Annotated in this window: 23 protein-coding genes; 8 read left to right on the forward strand and 15 right to left on the reverse strand. The window is 67.2% G+C overall.

Translation table 11 applies throughout. The features are described from left to right. Positions 1-222 precede the first annotated feature (222 nt). Positions 223-708: an HAD domain-containing protein gene (locus NVU01S_RS41260; RefSeq protein WP_082032486.1), complete on the reverse strand. Its 486-nt coding sequence runs from the start codon at positions 706-708 to the stop codon at positions 223-225. A gap of 341 nt (positions 709-1,049) precedes the next feature. Between NVU01S_RS41260 and NVU01S_RS41265 the strand changes: the two genes are divergently transcribed. Continuing rightward, positions 1,050-1,886, forward strand: a complete 837-nt coding sequence (locus NVU01S_RS41265) for an alpha/beta fold hydrolase (protein ID WP_063776080.1) — start codon at positions 1,050-1,052, stop codon at positions 1,884-1,886. 187 nt (positions 1,887-2,073) lie between these two features. Beyond that, positions 2,074-3,297, forward strand: a complete 1,224-nt coding sequence (locus tag NVU01S_RS41270; protein ID WP_043682713.1) for a cytochrome P450 family protein — start codon at positions 2,074-2,076, stop codon at positions 3,295-3,297. A gap of 17 nt (positions 3,298-3,314) precedes the next feature. Here NVU01S_RS41270 and NVU01S_RS41275 read toward each other — a convergent pair whose 3' ends face one another. Beyond that, positions 3,315-3,953, reverse strand: a complete 639-nt coding sequence (locus NVU01S_RS41275; protein WP_043682711.1) for an NAD(P)H-dependent oxidoreductase — start codon at positions 3,951-3,953, stop codon at positions 3,315-3,317. A gap of 50 nt (positions 3,954-4,003) precedes the next feature. Between NVU01S_RS41275 and NVU01S_RS41280 the strand changes: the two genes are divergently transcribed. Together NVU01S_RS41280 and NVU01S_RS41285 are read left to right on the forward strand one after the other, a co-directional pair. Then, positions 4,004-4,366, forward strand: coding sequence for a MerR family transcriptional regulator (locus NVU01S_RS41280; RefSeq protein ID WP_043682709.1), 363 nt, complete (start codon positions 4,004-4,006; stop codon positions 4,364-4,366). A 23-nt stretch (positions 4,367-4,389) separates the two neighbouring features. Next, complete coding sequence (locus NVU01S_RS41285; RefSeq protein WP_043682741.1) at positions 4,390-4,731, forward strand: hypothetical protein; 342 nt, start codon at positions 4,390-4,392, stop codon at positions 4,729-4,731. Positions 4,732-4,819: 88 nt separating this feature from the next. On the opposite strand, the gene NVU01S_RS41290 is transcribed toward NVU01S_RS41285, so the two are convergent. From NVU01S_RS41290 to NVU01S_RS41300, 3 genes are all read right to left on the reverse strand, one after another. Continuing rightward, a complete protein-coding gene (locus NVU01S_RS41290) occupies positions 4,820-6,373 on the reverse strand; it encodes a M1 family metallopeptidase (RefSeq protein ID WP_043682706.1) in 1,554 nt (517 codons plus the stop codon). Positions 6,374-6,419: 46 nt separating this feature from the next. Beyond that, on the reverse strand, positions 6,420-7,094 hold the full coding sequence (locus NVU01S_RS41295) for a hypothetical protein (protein WP_156162001.1): 675 nt from the start codon (positions 7,092-7,094) through the stop codon (positions 6,420-6,422). Between the two features lie 306 nt (positions 7,095-7,400). Then, entirely contained in the window at positions 7,401-8,255 is an 855-nt protein-coding gene (locus tag NVU01S_RS41300) for a ParB/RepB/Spo0J family partition protein (RefSeq protein ID WP_201773697.1), read from the reverse strand. Positions 8,256-9,160: 905 nt separating this feature from the next. On the opposite strand from NVU01S_RS41300, the gene NVU01S_RS41305 reads away from it, so the two are divergent. Together NVU01S_RS41305 and NVU01S_RS41310 are read left to right on the forward strand one after the other, a co-directional pair. Continuing rightward, positions 9,161-11,212: a phosphocholine-specific phospholipase C gene (locus tag NVU01S_RS41305; RefSeq protein WP_082032484.1), complete on the forward strand. Its 2,052-nt coding sequence runs from the start codon at positions 9,161-9,163 to the stop codon at positions 11,210-11,212. 111 nt (positions 11,213-11,323) lie between these two features. Further along, the gene (locus NVU01S_RS41310) at positions 11,324-11,830 is read left to right on the forward strand and encodes a flavin reductase family protein (RefSeq protein WP_043682695.1); all 507 of its coding nucleotides are present in this window, start codon (positions 11,324-11,326) and stop codon (positions 11,828-11,830) included. A gap of 13 nt (positions 11,831-11,843) precedes the next feature. On the opposite strand, the gene NVU01S_RS41315 is transcribed toward NVU01S_RS41310, so the two are convergent. The 8 genes from NVU01S_RS41315 to NVU01S_RS41350 form a co-directional block, all read right to left on the reverse strand. Beyond that, positions 11,844-12,683 carry an RNA polymerase sigma factor SigF gene (locus tag NVU01S_RS41315; RefSeq protein WP_043682691.1) on the reverse strand — a complete coding sequence of 280 codons (840 nt, stop codon included), beginning with the start codon at positions 12,681-12,683 and terminating at the stop codon, positions 11,844-11,846. After that, positions 12,673-13,119 carry an ATP-binding protein gene (locus tag NVU01S_RS41320; RefSeq protein ID WP_052281432.1) on the reverse strand — a complete coding sequence of 149 codons (447 nt, stop codon included), beginning with the start codon at positions 13,117-13,119 and terminating at the stop codon, positions 12,673-12,675. The genes NVU01S_RS41315 and NVU01S_RS41320 overlap by 11 nt, the downstream gene beginning before the upstream one ends. 80 nt (positions 13,120-13,199) lie before the next feature. Further along, positions 13,200-14,105, reverse strand: a complete 906-nt coding sequence (locus tag NVU01S_RS41325) for an STAS domain-containing protein (protein WP_052281431.1) — start codon at positions 14,103-14,105, stop codon at positions 13,200-13,202. 191 nt (positions 14,106-14,296) lie between these two features. Continuing rightward, a complete protein-coding gene (locus NVU01S_RS41330) occupies positions 14,297-15,055 on the reverse strand; it encodes a phosphoribosyltransferase (protein ID WP_063048256.1) in 759 nt (252 codons plus the stop codon). Between the two features lie 146 nt (positions 15,056-15,201). Next, positions 15,202-15,996 (reverse strand): GAF and ANTAR domain-containing protein, encoded by a 795-nt coding sequence (locus tag NVU01S_RS41335; RefSeq protein ID WP_043682688.1) that lies wholly within the window; start codon positions 15,994-15,996, stop codon positions 15,202-15,204. 15 nt (positions 15,997-16,011) lie between these two features. Continuing rightward, positions 16,012-16,899 (reverse strand): GAF domain-containing protein, encoded by an 888-nt coding sequence (locus tag NVU01S_RS41340; RefSeq protein ID WP_052281430.1) that lies wholly within the window; start codon positions 16,897-16,899, stop codon positions 16,012-16,014. A 34-nt stretch (positions 16,900-16,933) separates the two neighbouring features. Next, the gene (locus NVU01S_RS41345; RefSeq protein WP_043682722.1) at positions 16,934-18,820 is read right to left on the reverse strand and encodes a CheR family methyltransferase; all 1,887 of its coding nucleotides are present in this window, start codon (positions 18,818-18,820) and stop codon (positions 16,934-16,936) included. A 20-nt stretch (positions 18,821-18,840) separates the two neighbouring features. Further along, complete coding sequence (locus NVU01S_RS41350) at positions 18,841-19,428, reverse strand: chemotaxis protein CheB (protein ID WP_043682685.1); 588 nt, start codon at positions 19,426-19,428, stop codon at positions 18,841-18,843. A gap of 310 nt (positions 19,429-19,738) precedes the next feature. Between NVU01S_RS41350 and NVU01S_RS41355 the strand changes: the two genes are divergently transcribed. Together NVU01S_RS41355 and NVU01S_RS41360 are read left to right on the forward strand one after the other, a co-directional pair. Beyond that, positions 19,739-19,912 carry a CsbD family protein gene (locus tag NVU01S_RS41355; RefSeq protein ID WP_042259629.1) on the forward strand — a complete coding sequence of 58 codons (174 nt, stop codon included), beginning with the start codon at positions 19,739-19,741 and terminating at the stop codon, positions 19,910-19,912. Between the two features lie 149 nt (positions 19,913-20,061). Then, positions 20,062-20,745: a hypothetical protein gene (locus NVU01S_RS41360; RefSeq protein WP_082032483.1), complete on the forward strand. Its 684-nt coding sequence runs from the start codon at positions 20,062-20,064 to the stop codon at positions 20,743-20,745. A 76-nt stretch (positions 20,746-20,821) separates the two neighbouring features. On the opposite strand, the gene NVU01S_RS41365 is transcribed toward NVU01S_RS41360, so the two are convergent. Both NVU01S_RS41365 and NVU01S_RS41370 read right to left on the reverse strand, forming a co-directional pair. Beyond that, positions 20,822-21,241: a MarR family winged helix-turn-helix transcriptional regulator gene (locus NVU01S_RS41365; protein WP_043682681.1), complete on the reverse strand. Its 420-nt coding sequence runs from the start codon at positions 21,239-21,241 to the stop codon at positions 20,822-20,824. Then, a partial coding sequence (locus NVU01S_RS41370; RefSeq protein WP_063048257.1) for an MFS transporter occupies positions 21,231-22,143 on the reverse strand: 913 nt, incomplete at its 5' end. The genes NVU01S_RS41365 and NVU01S_RS41370, both read right to left, overlap by 11 nt.

Here is a 22,143-nt window from a genome sequence, read left to right on the forward strand (position 1 = left end):
GACCAACCGGTCCGCTACCCCAACCGTCCTCTTTTTCCCAAGCCGCTCGAGACGCAACCACAGCCAGATGACCACGCCGGAACCTCACCCCGCGCACCTGACCTGCGCCTAAAGCCGGGTACGGCACACGACGTGCTCAGCACTATCCCGGTAACTCCCGCGGCAGGTATACCGAACTGGGCAGGCGCCGGATGGGACTTCGAGACAGAGCCAAGCCGCCGATCAGTCCGGGTGCGCGTCGAACCACACACCGAATACCTCGAAGTCACTGCGCTGCAATCCGTTCCGTGGATCGACGCGGTGCAGCAACGCGCTGCCGCGGTATTCCGCCGACACCCAGTCCCGGTCACTGTCGGTGATCTCGTCGTCGACCCAGATGAACGGTCGTCCGGCCGCCCAGTCGACCAAAGCGCGGGTCTTCCAATGTAATCCGAACCATTGGTCTACTCGATCGTCCGGAGCTGTCGGCCACTCCAGCACCGCGAGTTCCGGCAGGCCGAGGATCGGGCTCAGCGTGGTGTTCGCCTCGTGCATCCAGGTGGTGGCCCACACCAGTCGGCAGGGCAGCGCGGCCAGGAGCGGCCCGAGTTCGGGATCGAGCCGTGCGAGTAAGGGATTCGCGTCGGAAAGCGCCCGACGAGCCGGCCCGTCGGCCGCGCCGAACGGAATCAGCGGTCCGTCGACGTCGAGGAACAGCAGTGCCTGCACTGCTCGCAGCCTAGCGCTCCCGATGGACAACCCCCATGGGCTGAACTGGATTCGCGAAGTGCTTCTTCGGTCGCCCGCCAGCGCTGGACGGGGTCCCGGAACGCGAACTCTGACGTGGCGCACGGTGCTCGACCACCCGTCCGTCGCGGGGCAGGCCGCGGTCGCGAGGATGTTCACTGTGCCGCTGAACAGCTCGTTCAGGAACCGTTCAGTGGGTGGTGAGTTCACGTCTGCATCATCTGTGCCGGGTGCCGAGACACCGTGATGTCGCCGCTGTACTGCGCCGCGGCAGGCAATTCGGTAACTCGACCAAGGGATTCAGCAGAAAGGCAAGTCCGAGAATGAGTTACATACGTCAGTGGTCCGGGTTCGGCCGCACCGTGCTGATCACCATGGCAGTCGTGTCGAGCCTGGCGGTGACAGCTTGTTCGGCAGCTGCCGACGACAAGGCGCCTGCCGAGACCCCGGCGGTCAAGCCGGCGGTGCTGCTCGTGCACGGGGCGTTCGCCGACGGGTCCAGCTGGGCGAAGGTGGCCGAACGGCTCCAGCGCGACGGCTACCAGGTGACCTCGGCCGCCGTGCCGCTGCGCGGACTCACCTACGACGCCGGCTACATCCGCGGCATCCTGGACAGCATGCCGGGCAAGACCATCGTGGTCGGCCACTCCTACGGTGGCGCCGTGATCACCAATGCCGCAACGGGTTCGCCCAAGGCGGCGGGCCTGGTCTACATCGCGGCGTTCGCTCCGGATCAAGGGGAGAGCCTCGGCGAACTCGACGGCCGTTTCGGCGGACCGGCCACCAAAATTACGGCGCCGCACGAGTATCCGCTGCCCGACGGCAGGGGCAGCGCGCCCGAGCTGAGCATCGCGCCGGACAAGTTCGGCGAGTTCTTCGCGCAGGATCTGCCCGCCGGCGAGGCGGCGATCCTGGCCGCCGGGCAGCGCCCGATCGCGGTGGCCTCGTTCACCGACAAGTCCGCCGAGCCGGCCTGGAAGACCTTGCCGAGCTGGTCCCTCGTCGCCGCGGACGATCGGATGATCCCGCCCGCCGGGCAGCGGGAGATGGCCGCTCGGATGAAGGCGACCGTCGTGGAAAGCCCAGGCAGTCACGCGATCGCGTTGTCCCAGCCGCAGGCCGTCGTCGACCTGATCGAAACCGCGGCCGCCGAGGTCTGAGCGCGGCGAACCCGGACAAGATCGCAACGCGCCGTGCGCTGACGGGCCAGGTCCGGTGCCTCGCGTCGCAATCGGCTGACCGACAACGCAATCGGCGCGGGCGGGGGATCGGTACGGTGGTTGTGGTGGGGCAGGCCGGTAGCCCCATCGGGCTCGGCCGGACCGGTTCGCGGAGTGGGGAGGCATCATGGTCGATATCGAGGCGCAGGACCGGATCGAGGTCATCGGCGCGGATTTCTACGCCGATCCGCACACCTACTACCAGCGCTGGCGGGAGCAGGGACCGGTGGTCAAGGTGCGTTTTCCGACCGGAATGCCGGTGTGGCTGATCGTCCGGTATGCCGAGGCGCGCGCCGCGCTGGCCGACACGCGGCTGCACAAGGGCCTGGCCGGTGTCGTCGAGGTGCAGCGCCGCAAGACACCCGATTTCACGCTGAACGGCGATCTGCTCATGCTGAGTTCGCACATGCTGAACTCCGATCCGCCCGACCACACGCGCCTGCGCAAGATGGTGAACAAGACCTTCACCGGGCGGCGAGTGGCCGCGATGCGGCCCTGGCTCGAGCAGATCACCGCCGCGTTGCTGGACGAGATGGCCGACCAGGACGAGGTCGATCTGCTGGCGGTGTTCGCGACGCCGCTGCCGGTCACGGTGATCTGTGAACTGCTCGGCGTGCCGTTCGCGGATCGGGAGACCTTCCAGTACTGGACAAAGGTTCTGGTCGGCGCGATCGGAGCGCTCGAGGAACGCCGGCGCTGTGCCGCCGAGATCGCGCCGTACCTGCACGAGCTGGCGCAGGCCAAGCGCGCCGACCCGGGCGAGGACCTGCTCTCCGGTCTGGTGCAGACCCGGGCCGACGGCGACCAGATGTCCGACGAAGAAGTGGTTTCCATGGTCTTCCTGCTGCTGATCGCAGGCCACGAGACCACCGTGAACCTCATCAGCAACGGCACCTACTCGTTGCTGCGCAACGAATCCCAGTTCCACGCGTTGCGCACCGACCCGGCGGGGATACCGGCGGCGGTGGAGGAGTTCCTCCGGTTCGAGGGTCCGGTCGACTGGGCCACGGTGCGCTACACCGCCGAACCGATGGTCGTCGGCGACACCGAGATCCCCGCGGGCGAATTCGTGTATGTCTCGCTCAACGCCGCGAACCGGGATCCGGCCCGGTTCGCCGACCCCGAACAGGTGGACGTGACCGGCGAGACGGCCGGACACCTGGCTTTCGGCCACGGCATCCACTTCTGTGTCGGCGCGCCCCTGGCTCGACTCGAGGCGGAGATCGCGTTCACCGCTCTGCTGCAACGATTCCCGAACATGAAGCTGGCCGTCGACGAGTCCGAACTCCGCTGGCAACCCAGCCTGCTCATCCGCGGCCTCGAAGCCCTACCCGTGCGACTACACGGCTAGGTGCGTACGCCCGCAACTCATTTCAGCTTCAGGTCGAACGCTGATCGGGCCCGGTGGGCGAGGTCGGCACCGAGTTTGTAGCCCTGTGCCGCGAGTTCCTGGTGGGTCTGCGGGTCGTCGGTTTCGCTGCCGTAGAGGAATTGCAGTGTGGACGTGGCGATCTGCGAGTATCCGGCGATGCCGTGGCGCAGTTGCAGTTCCGCCGCCTCCCGGTAGCCGCGGCGTTCGTAGGTGCCTTCGCCTACGCCCGCGATCGCGAGGAAGTGCAATTCGTCGACGGCGCTGCCGCTTTCGGTCGCGGGGTTCTCGTAAGCCCAGCGGCGGCTGAACACGCGATCGATCCAGCCCTTCGCCAGGGCGGGCAGGGACCACCAGTACACCGGGAACAACAGCGCGACGACGTCCGCGGATTCGATCAGCTCTTGTTCGCGGCGCACGTCGTCGGGGACCTCGCCGCGGAGTCGATGCACCGCGAGATCGGCCGCGGTGAAGACCGGATCGAAGCCGGTCGCCGTCAGATCGTGCGTCACGGCATCGGTGGTTCCCTCGGCCTGTATGCCTTGCTCGACGGCGCGGGTGATGGTCCAGGTGGCCGAATCGTGGTCGGGGTGCGCGACCACGAGCAGGACGTTCGGTCGGCTCGATGCGTTCGTCATACGGCGAAGGTAAAGTATGACATCAACGTCAATGTCAAGGAGTGAGTCGGGTGCGGATCAGCGATCTGGCCGAAGCCACCGGTGCGAGTCCGCGCATGCTGCGGCACTACGAGAACGCCGGCGTCCTGACCCCCGACCGTGACCCCAACGGCTATCGGCGCTACCGGCCCGAGGACATCAAGACCGTGCACGATATCCGCTGCCTGCTCGGTTCGGGTCTGTCGCTGGCCGAGGCCGCCGAGCTGATCCATATCGCCTGCACCGCACCGCAGACCGCGACCGACGCCGACCGTGCCGCGGTGCTGGCTCAACTCGACGAACGCAGCAGGCAACTGGACGCGGGCATCGATCGGCTGCTCGCCGAACGCGCCGGCCTCGGCAAACTCCGCGCGGATATCGCGGCCGGTCGGTGATCTGTACGTCCTACACTGGCGGCGTGCCTGTACGACAGCTGCTCGCGGTGTCCATGTTCGCTCTGCTCGCCCCGTTCGGCGTGGCCGCCTGCACCGCGGAGGGGCCGGGCACCAAGACCGAATGCAAACCCTCCGGCTGCACCGTGACGTTCGCGCGCGGCGTGAACGCCAAGGCCAGCATTCTCGGCGTCGACGCGGAACTGGTTGCCGTCAACGGCAATACGGTCACCCTGCGCGTCGCGGGTCAGGAGACGAGCGTGCCGCTCGGTGAGACCCAGCCGGCCGACGGCTTGAGCGCCACGGTGCAGGAGGTCACCAATGACAAAGTCGTGGTGAAGTTCTCGACCGGCATCACTACTGGCTGACCCGGCACGGCCAGCAGGCCAGAGTGGGAATCTCCCACTCTGGCCTGCCTTTTCGGGGTTGGGGTGACAGCCGGCGGTTAGGGCAGTGTCACTTCCGGTCCCCGAGTCCGAAGGGCCGATCCCCGGCAGGATCGGGCGCTTCGGGGCTCTCTTGCAGACCCTGGCTGCCGAGGCTGCCCGGGTAGAGATATTCGGCGGCAGGCCGCTTTTTCCCGTTCAGCCAGGCGTCGAAGAACCCGGTCAGATCCTTCTGTGTCCGGGACTGGACGAACTGGCGGAGTTCCGGGATGGACGCGTTGCCGTGCCGATGGCTCTGCGCGAAATCGCGGACGGCGGTGAAGAAGACATCGTCGCCGATGGCGCGGCGCAGCGCGTGCAGGAACAGCGGGCCGCGGGTGTACACGGTGGTGAACTCCCGGCCCTTGCCGGGGTCGTACAGCGGTGTCGCCCAGACGTTCTGCTGATCGGCACTGGCGAGCGCCCTACGGTAGAGCTGATCGGCGTTGCGGTGGTCGATCCGTTCCGGCCACAGGATGTCGGCGGTGTAGCTGGCGAAGCACTCGTTCAAGCAGACGTCGCGCCAGTCCTTGATCGATACCGAATCACCCCACCACTGGTGGGCGTTCTCGTGGACCACCGTGTTCAGGTCGGTCCACGGCGCGTAGATCGGCCGGGTCTGGGTCTCCAGCGAGAACTGCAGGTTGGTGTCCACGTAGATACCGCCCCCGGATTCGAACGGGTACGGCCCGTAGAGCTGTTCGGCGAAACCGAGCACCGCGGGCAGCTTCTTCTCCAGGTCCTGCTTGTTCTTTGCCGACGGCGCGAAGAAGCTCTCCAACGGCGTTCTGCCCGAAAGGTTCTGGCTGAGCCGGGTGAACTTCTCGATGGCGATCGTGGTCAGGTACCCGATGATCGGGTCCTTCGCCTGCCAGGTGACGGTGTGCTTGCCCGCGCCGGCGGGCGTGTCCGAGGTGCGCAGCCCGTTCGAGGCCACGTCCCAGCCGGTCGGCACGGTGGCGCGCACGGTGATGGTGGACTTGTCCAGCGGGGTGTCGTTCAGCGGGAACCAGGTGGTCGCGGAATGCGGTTCGCCCGCGGCGAAGGCGCCCCCACTCGGCGAGTAGGTCCAGCCGTTGCCCTTGGTATCCGGTGCGGTGCCCGCGTAGTCGACCACCACCGTGAACGACTGCCCTACCGGCAGCGCCGCTTTCGGTGTCACGACCAGTTCGTGCTCGCCTGCCCGCTTGAAGCCGGCGGTTTGACCGTTGACGGTGACGGAACCGACTGCGGGACCGGCGAAATCGAGGTTGAACGCGGACAGCTCCTGAGTGGCCTTGGCGGTGACTTGGGTCTTGCCCACCAATCGATGACTCGACGGGTTGTAGTCGATGGCGACGTCGTAGTTGGTCGCGTCGTACCCGCCGTTGCCGTCCTTCGGGTAGTACGGATCGCCCAGGCCGTCCGATCCCGGCGTCCCTGCGGCAGCGGCCGCTGCGCCGGGCGCCGCCGGGGCGGGATCGGCCGACGCGGGTGCCCCTGCCACGAGGACGGCCGCGATGGCCGCCACGGACACGACCGCGGGACGGGAACGCAGGACCGCGGGGATCGGGCGGTACTCACCCGATAGTTGTCGAATTCGCATGGGGCACGACCATTTCGGTAGAGGAGGGATTGCCGGACGAGGTGATTCAGTGGTGGTCGAAGTGCTTGGTCTCGCTCCAGCTGTCGAGCACCCGGCCGGTGTCGGTCGCGTCGACGAACACCACCCAGAGTTCGGGTTGCCTACCGTGCCCGTCGCCGTTGACCTCGACCAGGTAGGCGGGGACGGCCACGCTCGGGGCGGCGTCCTGGGCGGCCAGCTTCGGGTCGTACCAGACGGGGAGCACGGTGCTCGCGGTGAACTGCTCCACCGGTGCGTTCGCGCGGCTCGCCAGCGCCTGCCGGGCGGTGCGCGCGGCGTCGGGCGTCGGTGCCGCCGCACCCGGCGGGAAGGCCCCGCGCGACTGCTGGGCCAAGGCTCCGGTCACCGAGAGCAGCGCGCCGGCGGCGTCGAGGGACTGTGCGACCGAGGCGCCGTAGACCCGGATCGAGTCGATCTCCTGTCGCAGCCGGACGGTGGCGCCCGCACCGATCGCGAAAACCGCGTCGACCACGAGTACCCCGACCGACCCGGCGCCGAAGAGCTGCCGGATGCTGTCCGCCCACGCCGCCGCGATGGCGGTGGCCTCGGCCGGTACACCCGGGGGTGGCGGCAGCGGGGTGTCCGGCACCACCTGTGTGACGATGCCCTGGTGGTCGGTCAGCACCGTCTTGGGCACGGTGGCCAGCTCGGTGCCGCCGGGATGCCGGGAATTCATACTCAAGTAGAACCACATTCGAGGTGGTCATTCGAGTGGGGAATAACTGGGGAGCCATTCGATAAATGGCTCGGCACGAATTCCGGGAAATACGAAAGAATCGTGGCACAGCGAGACGCCGGCAGGTTGCCGTGCGCCGGTCTCCGGTGCCGCAATCCCATCTGCCGAAGTGGGTGGCATTCGCGTTGCGTGCCAACGCCACTCACCTCGGCAACGACGAGATCACGGTACCGAAGCACCCGTCTCGCAAGACCGCCGGATGCAAGGCTCGATTCGCAAGTCCCGCCCGGGATTACGCGATCGGGCCGCTCTTCACTTGCACTGCAACCGATCGCCGATCCGCGTGGCGAAATCCTGCCAATTCGCGGCGTTCTGCCTGGCCATGTCGTGGATGAGATTCAGGCAGTGCTCCGGGATCCGGTCGGCCAGATCGAGGGACTGGGTCGGCGTGCGCGGGCTGGCGTCGAGCCAGCGCAGTAGCGTGCGCCCGGTTTCGGTGAGCCGCAACGACGGATCGCGGCGCAGGCTCTGCAACACCGACGCGGGGCACACCCGCGGCGCCGCGGCCGGCTCGGCGGGGCGGTGCGTGCCGGCGGGGCTGTCACAGGGTTCGGTGCGGCGCTGCCGGTTTCCGTCGGCGCGGCGCACCCGGCGCATCCGGCCGTCCCGGCCTAGTCGCTGTCCGGTCTGGGGAACATCCCCAGACGATTGTCTGCGCACCGCGCCGACCGTCTTGTGGTCGAGCCCGGCCACTTCGGCTACCTTCCGATCCGACCACAGTGGATACATCCGCATGATCCGCAGCGAAGCGGCCTTGCGGTCGATCACCGACAGCGGCAGTCCGTGCGCGATGTTGGCCTGCACCGCGAGCACGAATGCCTCCTCCTCCGTGCCGTCGAAGAACCGCACCCGGATAACTCTGGCGCCCTTCAGTTTTGCGGCCTGTAGGCGATGAGCGCCGTCGATGAGCCGCATCGTGCCGCGATGCACCAGAATCGGCGGCAGCTCGGTCTCCGTTTGCGCGAGCACCTGCGTGTGCGCGGAGTCCTCGGCCCGTACCCGCAGCGCGCCGCCGATGTCTATGGACTCGATGGGGATCTCTACGACTACGTCGGTGACCCCCACTCTCGTATCGTCGTTGTCCACGTTCAACCTGTGTTCACTCACGGCGGTACTCCTGCGTCGAAGCCGAGATCACATTCCGTAGCAATTCCGCACCGCCACTGTCGATCCGAAGCGCTGATGGCGGGACGAATCGGTGCAGGAGCCACGGCGCTGTGCCGGGGCAGACGGTGACTTTGTAGCGCGGACAGCAATATTTCACATTCGCAGCAAGACGGCAACGATACGGTGTCCAAACGTTCATACAATCGCGATGTTCGGGCGCGTCACGGAATGGCGCACTTGCGCTATTTAGTGAATGGTGTTCATTGGCCGAGAAGAGCCCTGATCGCCGGAAACCGCCAGTTCCGACGACCGGCCCCCGGGCGGCGGACACGCCACCGGACCATAGGTTCATCTATCGAAACTGTCATGTCCGGGCGATTCCGATGTGCTTGTCTGCCAGTTGATCTGCGGTGGCGCGGCAGATCGCCTATCATCGGATGACCTACTCATCCGCGCGACGGACGGAGGGCTCCTTGGCCGTATTTTCCGACGATTGCCCTCATCAGCAGCGATTTCCGTGATGCGGCTCGTTGCCATGTCCTCGTATAAGCGGTAGCGCGGCAAACGTCCAGCGCTACAACCACACTACGGCACCCCCGTCGGCCAAAGCTTCGCATGTGCTCCGGCGCGAATCAACCGCGCGGAATCATGGTCCACGGTAAAATGTGCGCTGTGCCGGATCCGTATCATCGGACCGGATTCCATCTATTCGTACAATTCTTCCCTCATATGTCGGCGGCCAACTCCGACGGTGTCCGCCGCATTTTTTTCCTCCGCTCATTCGCTGCGTGTAACGGTATGTTCACGGGCCATTCTTTCGCGCCTGACAACCTGCCGATCAGCTCATCGGTAGACGAACATCCTTTGCCCGCGCACCGGTCCCATGTTTGATCGAGAGGAATGTTGTGTCACAGTCGGATTCAGGTTTTCCCAGACGCCGTTTCCTCGGCGGCACATTGGGCGCCGCCGCGTTGGCCGGCGGTTTGCAGGCATTTCCACCGGGCATGATGGAGGCCCTGGCCGCACCGAACCGGAAGGGCACCCTCGGCGACGTCGAGCACGTCGTGATCCTGATGCAGGAGAACCGCTCGTTCGACCACTATTTCGGCACGATGCGCGGTGTGCGCGGCCTCGGTGACGCCTCGGTCGTGGCCGGGCCGGACGGGCGCGACATCTATCACCAGCCCGATGCGGGCCGCACCGACGGTGGCTACCTGTTGCCGTTCCATGTGGACACCAAGGTGGTCGACGGTCAAGACCTGGGCGATCTGCCGCACGGCTGGGACGATCAGCATCGCGCGGTGCGCGGTGGGTGGAGCGACGGCTGGATCGCGGCGAAGGGGGAGATGGCGATGAGCTACTTCACCGCCGACGACATCCCGTTCCATCGCGCGCTCGCCGACGCCTACACGGTCTGCGACCACTATTACTGTTCGGTGCTCGGGCCGACCACGCCCAATCGGCTCTACCACTGGACCGGAACCATCGATCCGGCCGGTCAGAACGGCGGACCCGCGATCAGCAACCCCGCCGACTACCGTCCCGTCTACCGCTGGACGACCTATCCGGAACGCCTGCTGGACCAGGGCATCAGCTGGAAGGTCTACGCCAACGACGAGGTGGGCGACGATTCCGGCCACCCGTTCGTCGGCGACTACGGCGACAACCCGCTGTGGCTGTTCGACGCCTATCACGATCCGAACAAGGCCGAACTCGCTTCGCGGGCAAAGGTTTTCGGCGCACGGAACTGGAAGCCGGATTCCGGGCAGGGCAAGAACGTCGAGCACGTGCTCGCCGACTTCCTGGCCGACTGTAAAGCCAACAGGCTCCCGCAGGTGTCCTGGGTCGTCGCACCGTACGGCTACTCCGAGCATCCGGCGGCGCGTCCGGTCGACGGCGCCGCGTACACCTCGGCGGTGTTGAAAGCGTTGTGGGCCAACCAGTCGCTGTGGAACTCGACCGCCGTGCTGATCAACTTCGACGAGAACGACGGCTTCTTCGACCATGTGCCGCCGCCGATGGCGCCGCCGAACACCCCGGGCGAATACGTCAACGGGGCGCCCATCGGCCTCGGCCCGCGGGTGCCGATGCTGGTCATTTCGCCCTGGAGCCGCGGCGGCTGGGTGAATTCGCAGGTGTACGACCACACCTCGGTGATCCGGTTTCTGGAGAAATGGACCGGGGTGAACGAGCCGAACATCTCGGCCTGGCGGCGCTCGATCTGCGGCGATCTCACCGGGTGTTTCGATTTCGGCAAGACCGATACGACCATCCCGATGCTGCCCGACGCCACCGCGTTGCGCGCCCAGGCCGATGCCACCCAGCGCACGCTGCCCGCTCCCGCACCGCCGCCGTCCGGCGGTCAGCGCCCACCGACTCAGGAATCGGGCACCCGTCCGGCCCGCCCGCTGCCGTACGCACCCGCGGTCAACGGCACCCTCACCCCTGAGGGCGCGCTCGTCACCGCGTTCCGCAACACCGGCACCGCGGATCTGCAGTTGGCCGCCTATCGGGCCGACGGCCGCACCGACGGCCCGTGGCGCTACGACGTGAAAGCGGGGACGACGGTCACCGACACCTGGAACGTTCCGGCCTATCCCGACAAGAAATACGGCGTCGCGGTGCACGGACCCAACCGGTTCCTCTGGCGGCTGGCCGGCACCTCGACCTCGCCGCTGGAGGTGAGCGCCGCCTACACCCCCGACTACAAGTTGCAGCTGTCGATGACGAACAAGGGCAAGACGGCGGCGACCGTCACCGTGCAGGCGAACGGCTACCGCACCGACGGTCCGTGGACCTATCAGCTCGCGCCGGGGAAAACCACCGTCGACACCTGGAACGCGCTGACCTACGGCAAGGGCTGGTACGACCTGTCGCTGACGGTGGACATCGACCCGGCCTATCAACGCCATTTCCGCGGGCACATCGAGAACGGGCAGCCGAGCGTGACCGGCTGACCCGAGTCCGCGCGGTCTCGTACTGTGGTCTTGGACTGCCCACTCGCCGTGGTCCCGAGCCGTGCCGGTCGCCCGCGCGGCTCGGCTGCGGCCGATCCGAGCGTGAGGACCATGTCGGACAATGCCACAGCAGATCGAAGCGCGTTCGATGCGGTGATCGCGGCCGCGGACTATCCGGTGTTCGTCGTCACCACGCACGCGGGTGGACGCAACGCCGGGTGTCTGGTCGGCTTCACCTCGCAGGTGAGCATCGATCCGCCGCGCTTCCTCGTCGGTATCTCGAAGACGAACTTCACCTACGGCGTCGCGGCGCAGGCCGAGCAGCTCGCCGTGCATCTGCTCAGCCGGGAACAATCTTCGCTGGCCGCGCTTTTCGGCGCGGAGACCGGTGACGACATCAACAAGTTCGCGCACTGCAAGTGGCAGCCGGGCCCGGCCGAGGTGCCGATCCTGGACGCGGCGGCGGGGTGGTTCACCGGCCGCATCCTGGCCCGGCACGACCTGGGCGATCACGTCGGCATGGTCGTCGAGCCGACGGCGGCCGCCGCCCCGCCCACCGGGAAAGAAGCGTTACGCTACCGCGCCGTCGCCGATCTGAAGCCCGGGCACGTCGCCTGATCGAATCAGGCAGTCAGGCCACGTCCACTGATCGCTCCGGCGCGAGGGCCTGCTCGCGGAGGGTATCGAGAGTTTTGGACAGAATGCGTGACACCTGCATCTGCGAGACACCGAGCCGTTCGGCGATCTGTGCCTGGGTGAGCGATTCGAAGAAGCGCATGATCAGCACCCGGCGCTCGCGCTCGGGTAGCGCGGCGATCAGCGGACGCACCGTCATCGACTCCTCCAGCAGCCGGTAGCACGGTTCGTCGGCGCCGAGCCCGGCGGCGGTGGGCAGCGGCGCGTTCTCGCTGTCCTCGCGCACCACGGCATCCAGCGACCTGGTCTGATAGCCGTTGCTCGCGATCAACGCCTGGGTCACCGTGCCGACGTCGAGGGACAACTCGGCGGCGATCTCCCGCGCCGTCGGCACCCGGCCGAGCCGGTTCGACAGCAGTTCGGTGGCCGGTCCGATCTGCTGCTGAATCTCCTTGAGCCGACGGGGAACTCGCACCGCCCAGGTGTTGTCCCGGAAGTGCCTGCGCACCTCGCCCATGATCGTCGGAACCGCGAAGGAGAGGAACGAACTGCCGCGCGAAACATCGAAGCGGTCCACCGCGAGCACCAAACCCACCCGGGCGATCTGGTGCAGATCGTCGAAGCTCTCACCGCGCCCGGCGAACTTGCGCGCGATGTGCTCGGCCAGCGGCAGGCACCGCTGCATGACTTCTTCGCGTAGTTCGCTGCGGTGCGGGTCGTCTGCGTCGAGCGCGGTCAGCTTCTCGAACCAGGGCTCGATGTTGTCGTAGCTGTCGCCGCGGGAGTGTGTGCGCGGTGCGCGGCCGGCCTCAGCCTCGGTGAACTCACGTTGCATCGGATGTTCCTCGCTCCCAACTGAATTCGATGACGGTCGGATACCCACCGGCGACCGGGTCAAAAGGGCCGCGGGTCGATTCGGCCGAATCGGTGAGCAGCTGCACCAACTGCCAGCTCAACGGGTCGCGCCGGTCCGCGGCGTCGCGCGTCGCCGTCACGGCGATCCGCGCGCTGAATCTGCGTCTGGTGTAATCGAACTCACAGCGCAGCGGGCTACCCGGCCGCGCCTCCAGCATCATCGCGGTCGCCGCTTCACTGACCACCAGCCGGATATCGGGAATCGCGTCCAGGGTGATGTCGGCCATCATGCACACGGTGTCGGTGAGGGCGCGCAGCATCCCCAATTCGCGCAGTTCAGCAGCCAATTCGAGCGAAACCCGGTGCGCGAGCACCGAGGTCTGCCACGGTGTCGACGTCTCGGAAACCACCTTCATCTGTGCACCGCCTCTCGTCGCGTCACTGCTGGCGATACCCGCGCCACAGCAACCCAACCGGCAAGATCGGTGAAACGGAGTCAGGCCTCCGGTCGCCTGCTGGTGTCGCCGGTGCGGCTGACCTCGTAGCCGAGCAGTCGCTCGGCCTCTTCGATCCCGCCCTGCAAGTCGCCGACCGCGTTCATCTTGGACAGGTCCAAACCGATGGTGACCAGGGTGAGCGCGATCTCCGAGGACAGGCCGGTGATGATCACGCTGGCGCCCATCAGGCCGGACGCGTCCACGGTCTGCACCAGGTGGTTGGCCACGGTGGAGTCGATCTGCGGCACACCGGTGATATCGATCACGACGACCTTGGCGCGATTGGAGCGAATCGCGCGCAGCAACTGTTCGGTGAGCTGGCGGGCGCGCTGGCTGTCGAGCACGCCGATGATCGGCAGGATCAGCAGCTGTTCACGCACCTGGAGTACCGGGGTGGACAGCTCGCGGATCGCCTCCTGCTGCTGGCGGATGATGCGTTCACGTTCCTCGACGAAGGACACGCCCACGGTGTTGGCGATGCGGTTGGCGGCCGGTTCGTAGGCGTCGAGCACCGCGTTGAGCAGTTGGAAGTCGGTCTGGTACTTCTCGAACAGCGAGCGGGCCAGCACGTCACGCAGCAGCAGCACGATGCCGAGGACCTCGTCGGTTTCGACGCCTCTCGGGATGATGCGCTCGGACAGATCGCGGGCATAGTCCTGCAGGGCCTCGACCGAGCCGGTTTCGAGGACGGCGACGTAGTTGTCGTAGACGGAGGTCGCCTCGGAGAACATCTCGTCCGGCGTCATCGCGGTGAGCAGTTGCGCTTCGGTGATCCGGCGCGCCCATTCCTCGCGCAGCACGGTGCGGTTCTGCCGCAGATGTTCGACCAGCTCGGAGAGCAGGCCTTCGCTGACACCGTTGGAGTTGCTGTCCGCAGCCAACGTACCAATCGACACTTCGGACAATGCCGCCTCCGGTCCGTCCCCACGCGAGTCGACCCACGTGCTCGAAGAAGCGATGGCCAGCACGCCCGTTGGACTGTTCCACCGACCGCAGAATCGTATACCCATCGGGGGTCTCGGCCAGGAACTTCGGCACGTTTCCGGACTGCCACCCTGGACCCGGCACCCGCGCCGTGGGCTACCCCGAACGGCAGCTATTCGGTGGATTGCCGCTCCGCTGTCGTGCCGTGACCCGCCTGATGGTTGTGCGGGGGCATGCGGCCGGCTGCGGTGTCCCCGCGGAGCAGGGTGTCCACCTCGTGGTCGGTGATCGGGTCGAAGTGCTGGTAGGACTGACCGACGGGCCGGACCTGAGCGGGCGTTTCCAGGCAGACGACCTTGTCGGCGTAGTAGTACAGGGTGCGCGCGATCCGATGGGGTGCGACCGGGACGGCGAGGACGACGCGGACCGCGCCGCGCCGATACGCCGACTGACAGGCGGTGCGCGCGGTGATGCCGGTGCGGACGCCGTCGTCGACCACCAGGGCGGTGCGACCGTGCACCTCCGCCTGCCCGCCGCGCGTGCGGAACCGCTGACACAGCCGTTGTAGCCGGTCGCGTCCGTGCCGTTCGGCGGCGGTGATCTCCGCGGTCGTCAACATGGCGCTGCGCACGACGACCTCGTCGATCAGCTGCGTGTCGTTCTCGGCGACCGCCCCGAAGGTGAGGTCGGGCCGGTAGGGCACCCGCAGTTTGTTGACGACGACCGTGTCCAGCGGAAGGCGCAGTGCCGCCGCGACCTCGTACGCCACCGCCAGGCCACCGCGCGGGACGCCGAGCGTGACGACATCGGGACCGCGGAACGCTTGCAGTTGATAGGCGAGGCGTCGACCCGCGTCGCGCCGGTCGAGAAACAGTGAGGGCTGATGCGGGCGGCGGCCGCTGTGGTCGCCGTGCCGTGCTGCGCGGTCCATCCTTCCCCCGTGCGTCGAGTGGCTGATCCGGAGCCGCGCTTCGGGACTCGGGAGGACGGGTCCAATTGTACTCGGCGGTAGTGCCCGCGGCGCGGGTTCGATGCACCGTGCGCCGAATTGTGAAATGTGCTGCGGCAGTGACGCAATCAGCGACGCTGCCGCTGGGGCTGGGGCTGGGGCTGGGGCTGGGGCTGTGGCTGCCGCTGCCGCTGTGGCTGGGGCTCGGCGAAGTGCACCGGCCCCGGCGCCCGGCCGGTGACCGCCTCGATGATCTCGGCCGCCAGGTCCGCGACCCGGACATTGCTGCGCTGGGACCGGTCCCGCAACAGCCCGAAGGCCGCGTCGCGAGTGCACCGATTCTCGGCCATGAGGATGCCGAGTGCCTGGTCGATGGTGGACCGCGAGGCCAGTGCCGCCCGGAGCTGATCGGTCAGCGCGGCCTGCCGGGCGGTGTCGATGCCGACGGCGAGCAGCACGCCGATGTGCTCGGCGGTCAGTGCCGCGTCCTGGCGCAGCTCCGCGGTGAAGGTGTGCGGGTGATTCGAGTACAGCGACAGGGCGCCGAGCGCCGCGCCGACCGACGAAACGGGTTGCACATGAACCGATTTCACTCCGTGCGCCAGCATGCGGCTGGGGTAGGCGCCCCACCGGCGCTCCTGGGTCACGTCGGGGATCGAAACCTGTTGCACGGTGTCGATGGCCTCGGTGCTCGGATCGTGGCCGTCGCCGAGCCGGGATTCTTCGAGAAGCATCGGATGGGCGTCGGTCGAACCACCGACGACGGCGCCCTGTGCGCGGGCGAGGGTGACGCCGACCAGCAGCGAGTCGGGCAGCATCCGGGCGACGATATCGGCTACCGCGCAGAGTGATTCGGCGACATCGCCGCGGGTCAACAGCAGCGTGGTCAGTTCGGACATGCCGATCGCGAGGTCGTCAGCCATGGAACACCTCGACGGTCAACATAACTGGTATCCGTCCTGTAGTACGCGGCGCGCGATCTCGGTGACGGTGACGTTCTCGGTGAACGCGCGGGCGCGCAGCAGGGCCAGGGCGGCATCGAGATCGCAAGTGCACTGCACGGCGACCATGCCGACCGCTTGGTGCAGCGCGGGCAGATAGTCGGCCTCATCGAACAGGATGCCGCGCGGGCTCCCGTCCGGAGCTGTTCCGGACGTGGTGAGCAGTACGGTGTTGGCCAGGGCATCGGCCACTTTCACTGCGGCAGAGCTTATTTCGGTGTGCAGCACGGTCTGGTCGGTGAACAGGCACAGGGCGCCGATCACCTGCGAGGGGACCAGCGGGACCGCGACCACCGAGCGCACGCCGAGTTCGGTCAGCGCCGGACCGTATTGCGGCCACCGGGTGGTCAGCTCGGTGGCGTCGGCGGCGACCAGTCGCGTGCCCGCCAGTACCTCGTGTCCCGGACCCTCGCCGACCACGAGTTCGAGATCATGGGCGGCGCGTGCGGTGCCGTCGGAGGTCGCGACCAGCAGTTCGTCACCGGCGTGACCGACCACGGTGACCGCCGCGCTGTCCATCCCCAGCAGCACCGCGACCGCGGCCATGAACACCGGGCGCAGATCTGCGCGATCGCCGAAGTACCACCGCTGCAGGCGCAGCGCGTGCAGTCGGTGCAGGCGGGCGCACGCCAGGTGGCGGGCCTCGATCTGGCGGTGCAATTCGGCCATGCGCTGCCGGAACGGCTGCATCGACGGTGGGGGCTTATCGAGCGCAGACTCGTATTTCGCCGCGATCGCGCCGGACCGTTCCGCCCGAACCTGCTCTGCCCGGTGTTCCCGCCATACCTGGGCGAGTTCGCGGTAGGCCTCCGAGTACGACCGCACGTGAACAGGGTACGTCGCGGCCCCGCCCACGGAGTCAATTGCCGCTGACACCACCGGTTTCCTGCGAGACCTCCTCCACCAGCAGAACCACGCCGTCCGGGTTGCCCTCCAGCGGGGAGCAGGTCACCGCGCAGATGATGGAACGGCCGATGCGGTTGATCGCCGCGATCTCCACGGGGCCGTCGCGCTGCGCGGTTTTCAGGCAGCGCTGGATGCTCTCGTGCAGCCGCTGGGTCGGCAAGCCGAAGTCCAGGGTGAAGAACACCTGCTGCTGCACCTCTTCCGCACGCAGCCCCCACATGTCCTCCGCGCCGCGATTCCAGCTGCGCACCCGCATCTGATCGTCCAACACCACCACGCAGGCGGCGACACTGGACAGCACGCCCTCCAGAAAGGTGCGGGTCTCGTCCAGTTCGTCGGTGCGGATCCGCATCTCCTCGTTCATGGTCTCGAGTTCCTCGTTACCCGACTGGAGTTCTTCGTTGGTGGTTTCGAGTTCTTCGTTGGTCGATTGCAGTTCTTCGTTGGTGGTCTCCAGCTCCTCGATGCTGGACTGGAGTTCTTCGTTGGTGGTTTCGAGTTCTTCGTTGGTGGACTGGAGTTCCTCGTAGGCGGTCTCCAGCTCCTCCCGCTTCACCTTCACTTCCAGGGACAGGCGGGTATGCATCGTCGTGTCGATGAAATTGATCACCACGCCGACGTCGGAACCGTCGGCGGCCCAGAGCGGTTGGACGTGCACCTCGAAATATTGCACCTGGTCCGGGCCGAGTTTGCGCTCGGCCGAGGTGACCCTGATGTTGCGGCGCTCGGCCTTCGCCTGCTCGATCAGCGAGCGCAATTCGACTGGGCGGTAGGAGATCTCCAGCTCGCTCAGCGGTCGGCCGATGTCGTGCGTGGTCAGTGCGAATTGGCTGCGCACCTGGTTGTTCAGAATGGTCACCCGGCCTTCGGCGTCGAGACCGAGCACGCTGTACGGTGCAGCGTCCAGGGCGAGCTCACTGAGCTGGCGCTTCTTCGTCAGTCCGTGCACCTCCGCAGTGTGGTCGAGATCGAGCCGGGCGGTGTTCGTCTGGCGTGCGGGCTTGGCATCGCCGCCTTGGCGCCGGAAGATCCGCTGCCGCATGTTCGCCACGCCGAACCGGTCGCCCTCGGACAGCAACAGCTCGGCCTTGCCCAGGAACAGGAATCCACCGTCGCGCAGCGCGAAGCGGAAACGATCCAGGATCTGCGACTGCGCCTCGGCATTGAAGTACATCAACGTGTTTCGGCACACCAGCAGATCCAGCCGCGAGATCGGCGCGTCCCGGGTGATGTCGTGACGGCCGAAGATCACCCGGCGGCGCAGGCCCGACCGGAAGCCGAACCGATCGCCGTTCTGCTCGAAATACCGATCCCGGAGTTCGGCGGGCAGCGGGTTCAGTGCCTTCGCGGAGTACATGCCCGACCGTGCCTCGCGCAGCGCTTCCTCGTCGACGTCGGTGCCGTAGAGCTTGACTCGCCTGACGCACTCTTCGAGGCCGAGAGCTTCAGCGAAAGCGATGGCCAGCGTATAGGTTTCCTCGCCGCTGGAGCAGCCTGCGCTCCACACCCGGATCTCGCTGTCGGGCTGGGTCTTCGCGATCACCTCCGGCAGCACCTCGCGCTGCAGGTATTGCCACGCCTCCGGATCGCGGAAGAAGCTGGTGACGTTGATCAGGATCGTGTTGAACAGGGAACGGAACTCGTCGGCGTTGCTCTCCAGCAGATCCCGGTAGTCGAGGTACTCGCTGACCTGCACTTCCTGCATGCGCTTGCGGATGCGCCGGGTCAGCGAGGTGCGCTTGTAGCCGGTGAAGTCGAACCCGCGCGAGTCGCGGATGAACAGCAGCAGATCCTCGAGCGCCGGGTCGGGGCCGGGGATCTCGTCGCTTGGCTCGGTCATGGTCTCCTCGTTGGGCGCGGTCATGAAGCGTTGTCCATCACCAGGCCGCGGATGACGGAGGCGATCTCGTCGAGCGGCAGCACGAGATCCGCGTCGCCGGTGGCCACGGCGGCCGAGGGCATACCTTTGAACTCGGCGTTCGCCGGATCCTGCACGATGACGGTGCCGCCGCGGGATTTGACGGCACGGACCCCCATCGCACCGTCGCTGCCCGATCCGGTCAGGACGCAGGCGATGGCGCTCGCGCCGTAGGCCCCCGCGACCGATTCGAACAGCAGATCGGCCGAGGGGCGCACGAAATGGACGAGCTCACTGCTCGACAGGGTGAGTACGCCGTGCGGTTCCACCAGCAGATGGTAATTCGGCGGCGCGATGTAGACGGTGCCCGGACTGATCGACTCGCCCGCCTGTGCCAGCCGCACGCGCAAAGTGGTTCGCCGCGCGAGCAATTCGGCGAGCACGGTCTTGTGCCGAGGGTCCAGGTGCTGCACGACGAGGACCGGAACCGGCAGTTCGGCGGGCAGCGCACCGAGCACGGTGAACAGCGCGGTGACGCCGCCGGCCGAGGAGGTCAGGGCCACCACGGCGTACTGATCATCCGTGGGCATGGTCGCCCCGAGCGGCCGGAAGAAGCACGGAAACCACGATATCGTTCAGCATTCTGGTCGCCGAGTGATCGGTGCGGTGCGGCGTGGCCTGTGCGGGCATGGTGCCTCCGGAGTACGCGCGGGCACGCGACGCTGCGATTCGGGCTGACAACGGCAACTCTACGCCCGAACCGCCAGCTCAGAGGCATGAGTCGCGGGACATCGGGCACGAGATCGGCGTGCGGCTGTTTGCGTCGGCGCAGAGCGGTTATCCGCCAATCGTCCGGCCGAAAACAGCGGGTCGGTCCAGCCCGACGAAAGGGGTTAGACAGTGAGCACAGCTGACAAGGCCAAGAACAAGGCTGAAGACCTCGCCGGTCAGGCGAAGGAAAAGTTCGGTCAGGCCACCGATGACCGGGATCTCGAGAACGAGGGCAAGGGCGATCAGCTCAAGTCCAACCTGAAGGACGCGGGCGAGAAGGTCAAGGACGCCTTCCGCAACTGACCGCGCACAGCTACCGAGCGGGCGAGCGTCATACCGGACGCCGCCCGCTCGGCGTGTTTCGCTGAGCGGACCGAACCGCTCCGATCCTGGCGAGCCGGGGGATAGGGTGCTGTCGTCATAGCGGGAGCGCTGGCTTCGAAGGGATCGGGATGATCGCGGCACGGATGATGGCTGTGGTGGCGACGGTGGTCGTCGGGGCGGGACTGGTCGGAGGAGCGGGGCCCGCGGCGGCCGGGCCCGCGGCCTGTGCGACGGGAAATCCGTTGCAGCCCACCGCGGAACTGTTCGCGACCGACAACACCGCGACGATCACCGATCCGCAGGATCCCCGGCTGCAGCAGCGGCTCGACGGCTTCGAGCTGGTGGTGGACGGAATCGCGGTGCAGCACATCGGATTACCGGTCGGGTCGACGTTGGTCAGCGGCGTGTTCTGGTCCGATGAGCGGCAGCAGGCCACCTACGAGCGGTCCCGCGAATTCCACCTGGCCTGCGTCGGCGCGGCGGATCTGCGGCAGATCGCCGATCAGGTGCGCATCCGATTCCAGCAGGAGTCGGTGCTGACTTTCCAACGGCTGGCACCGAATTCGCCGGACGTCGACGCGTTGACGGTCGCGATTCCCGGCATCGATGTGCGGCGATTCCATGACGGGCTGGTCGCCGATCCGGTGGCCAGGCAGCGGCTTGTCGGCGGCTCGGTCACCGAGACGAACACGCTCATCCTGGTGGTGGACGTCGCGGATCTGGAGCTGGCGCAGCGCTTCGTAGCCGGGATCGGCGGGGACTGGGACGCCGCGAGCATACAGTACGGCGATCGCGAATTCGTCAGCGCCTGAACAGGGTTCGCTGCTCTGGGGCGATTCCTCGCGCCGGAGTTCGTCTTCCCGCGGCTGAACGCGTCTACGTGCCGGTTCAGTGCTCGAGCTTGCGCAGGATCTCATGCAGGGTGCGCAGCTCGTCCTCGTCCAGCGCGGCGACCGAGGTCGGTGCGGGGTCCGGAGTGGCGAGCGCCTCGGCCAGGATCGCCCGCCCGTCCGCGGTGAGCGATACCTGTTTCCGGCGCCGGTTGGTGGGGTCCACCTCGCGCACCACGAGCCCGCGCTCCTCGAGATCGTTCACCGCCACCGTGGCCGCCGGTGCGTCGATCGCCGCGGCGTGCGCCAGTTCTTTGACGGTCAGCGGCGCGGCCTGTAACCGGCGGAGCACCCGAATGCGACTGAACGGCAATCCCGTTCGCTCGACGGCCGCGCGCCGCCACGGGTCGCGGCCATAGAGCACGAGTCGGGTGAGTTGGGCCCACACCTGGTCGGCGGTGGGGGTGTCATCCGACATGCGCAGGCACTTTCTGCTCGAGTAACGGGGCGACGCGGTCGCTGGACCGCTTGGCCCACGGCGTATTCGCGACCACACCGAGTATGGCGACCCCGGCGGTCAGTACTGCGATCACCCACCACAGACCCGCTCCCGTCAGCGCACCGCAGAGCGCCACGCCGATGCTCACACCCACCTGGCGGCTGGTCGAGGCCACCGAGGCGGCCGCGCCGGCCCGGTCCAGCGGCATTCCGCTGACCGCGGTGGTGGTGATCGGGGCGTTCACCATGCCGAAGCCGACGCCGAAGATCGCGAACATCACGATGAGCGCCCAGACCGGGGTGTCCGGGGTGAGCGTGCTGAGCAGGACGGCGGCGGTGGTCATCATGACCCCGGCCACGATGAGCGACGGCCGGGTGCCGTGCTTGCCGACGAGCCGGCCCGACAGCGGGGAGAAGATCACCATCGCGACCGCCATCGCCAGATACAGCAGGCCGGTGTGCACGGCCGAATAGTGCCGGACCGTCTGCAGATACAGCGAGCAGGTGAACAGGAACGCGCCGAGGGTAGCGAAGCTGAAGACGGCGATCACCGTCGCCGACGAGAACGGCACGCTGCGGAAGAAGCGCAGATCGATGAACGGATCCACCCGCCGCGACTCGTAGTAGACGAACGCCGCCAGCGCGATCGCCGCGACGACGAAGATCAACGGCTGCCGCTCGATCAGGCCGAACACGGTGGTGAACAGGAACACGACGGCGAGCAGCTGGCCGATCGGGTCGATACCGCGCACCGTCGTCGATTTCGACTCCGGCACGAACAGGGTCGTGAGCACGAGGGCGAGCGCACAGACCGGCAGGTTGATCCAGAACACCGACTGCCAGCCCAGCGCATCGATCAGCACGCCGCCGACGGTGGGCCCC

It is taken from the genome of Nocardia vulneris, from assembly GCF_001613425.1.
Taxonomy (GTDB): Bacteria; Actinomycetota; Actinomycetes; order Mycobacteriales; family Mycobacteriaceae; genus Nocardia; species Nocardia vulneris.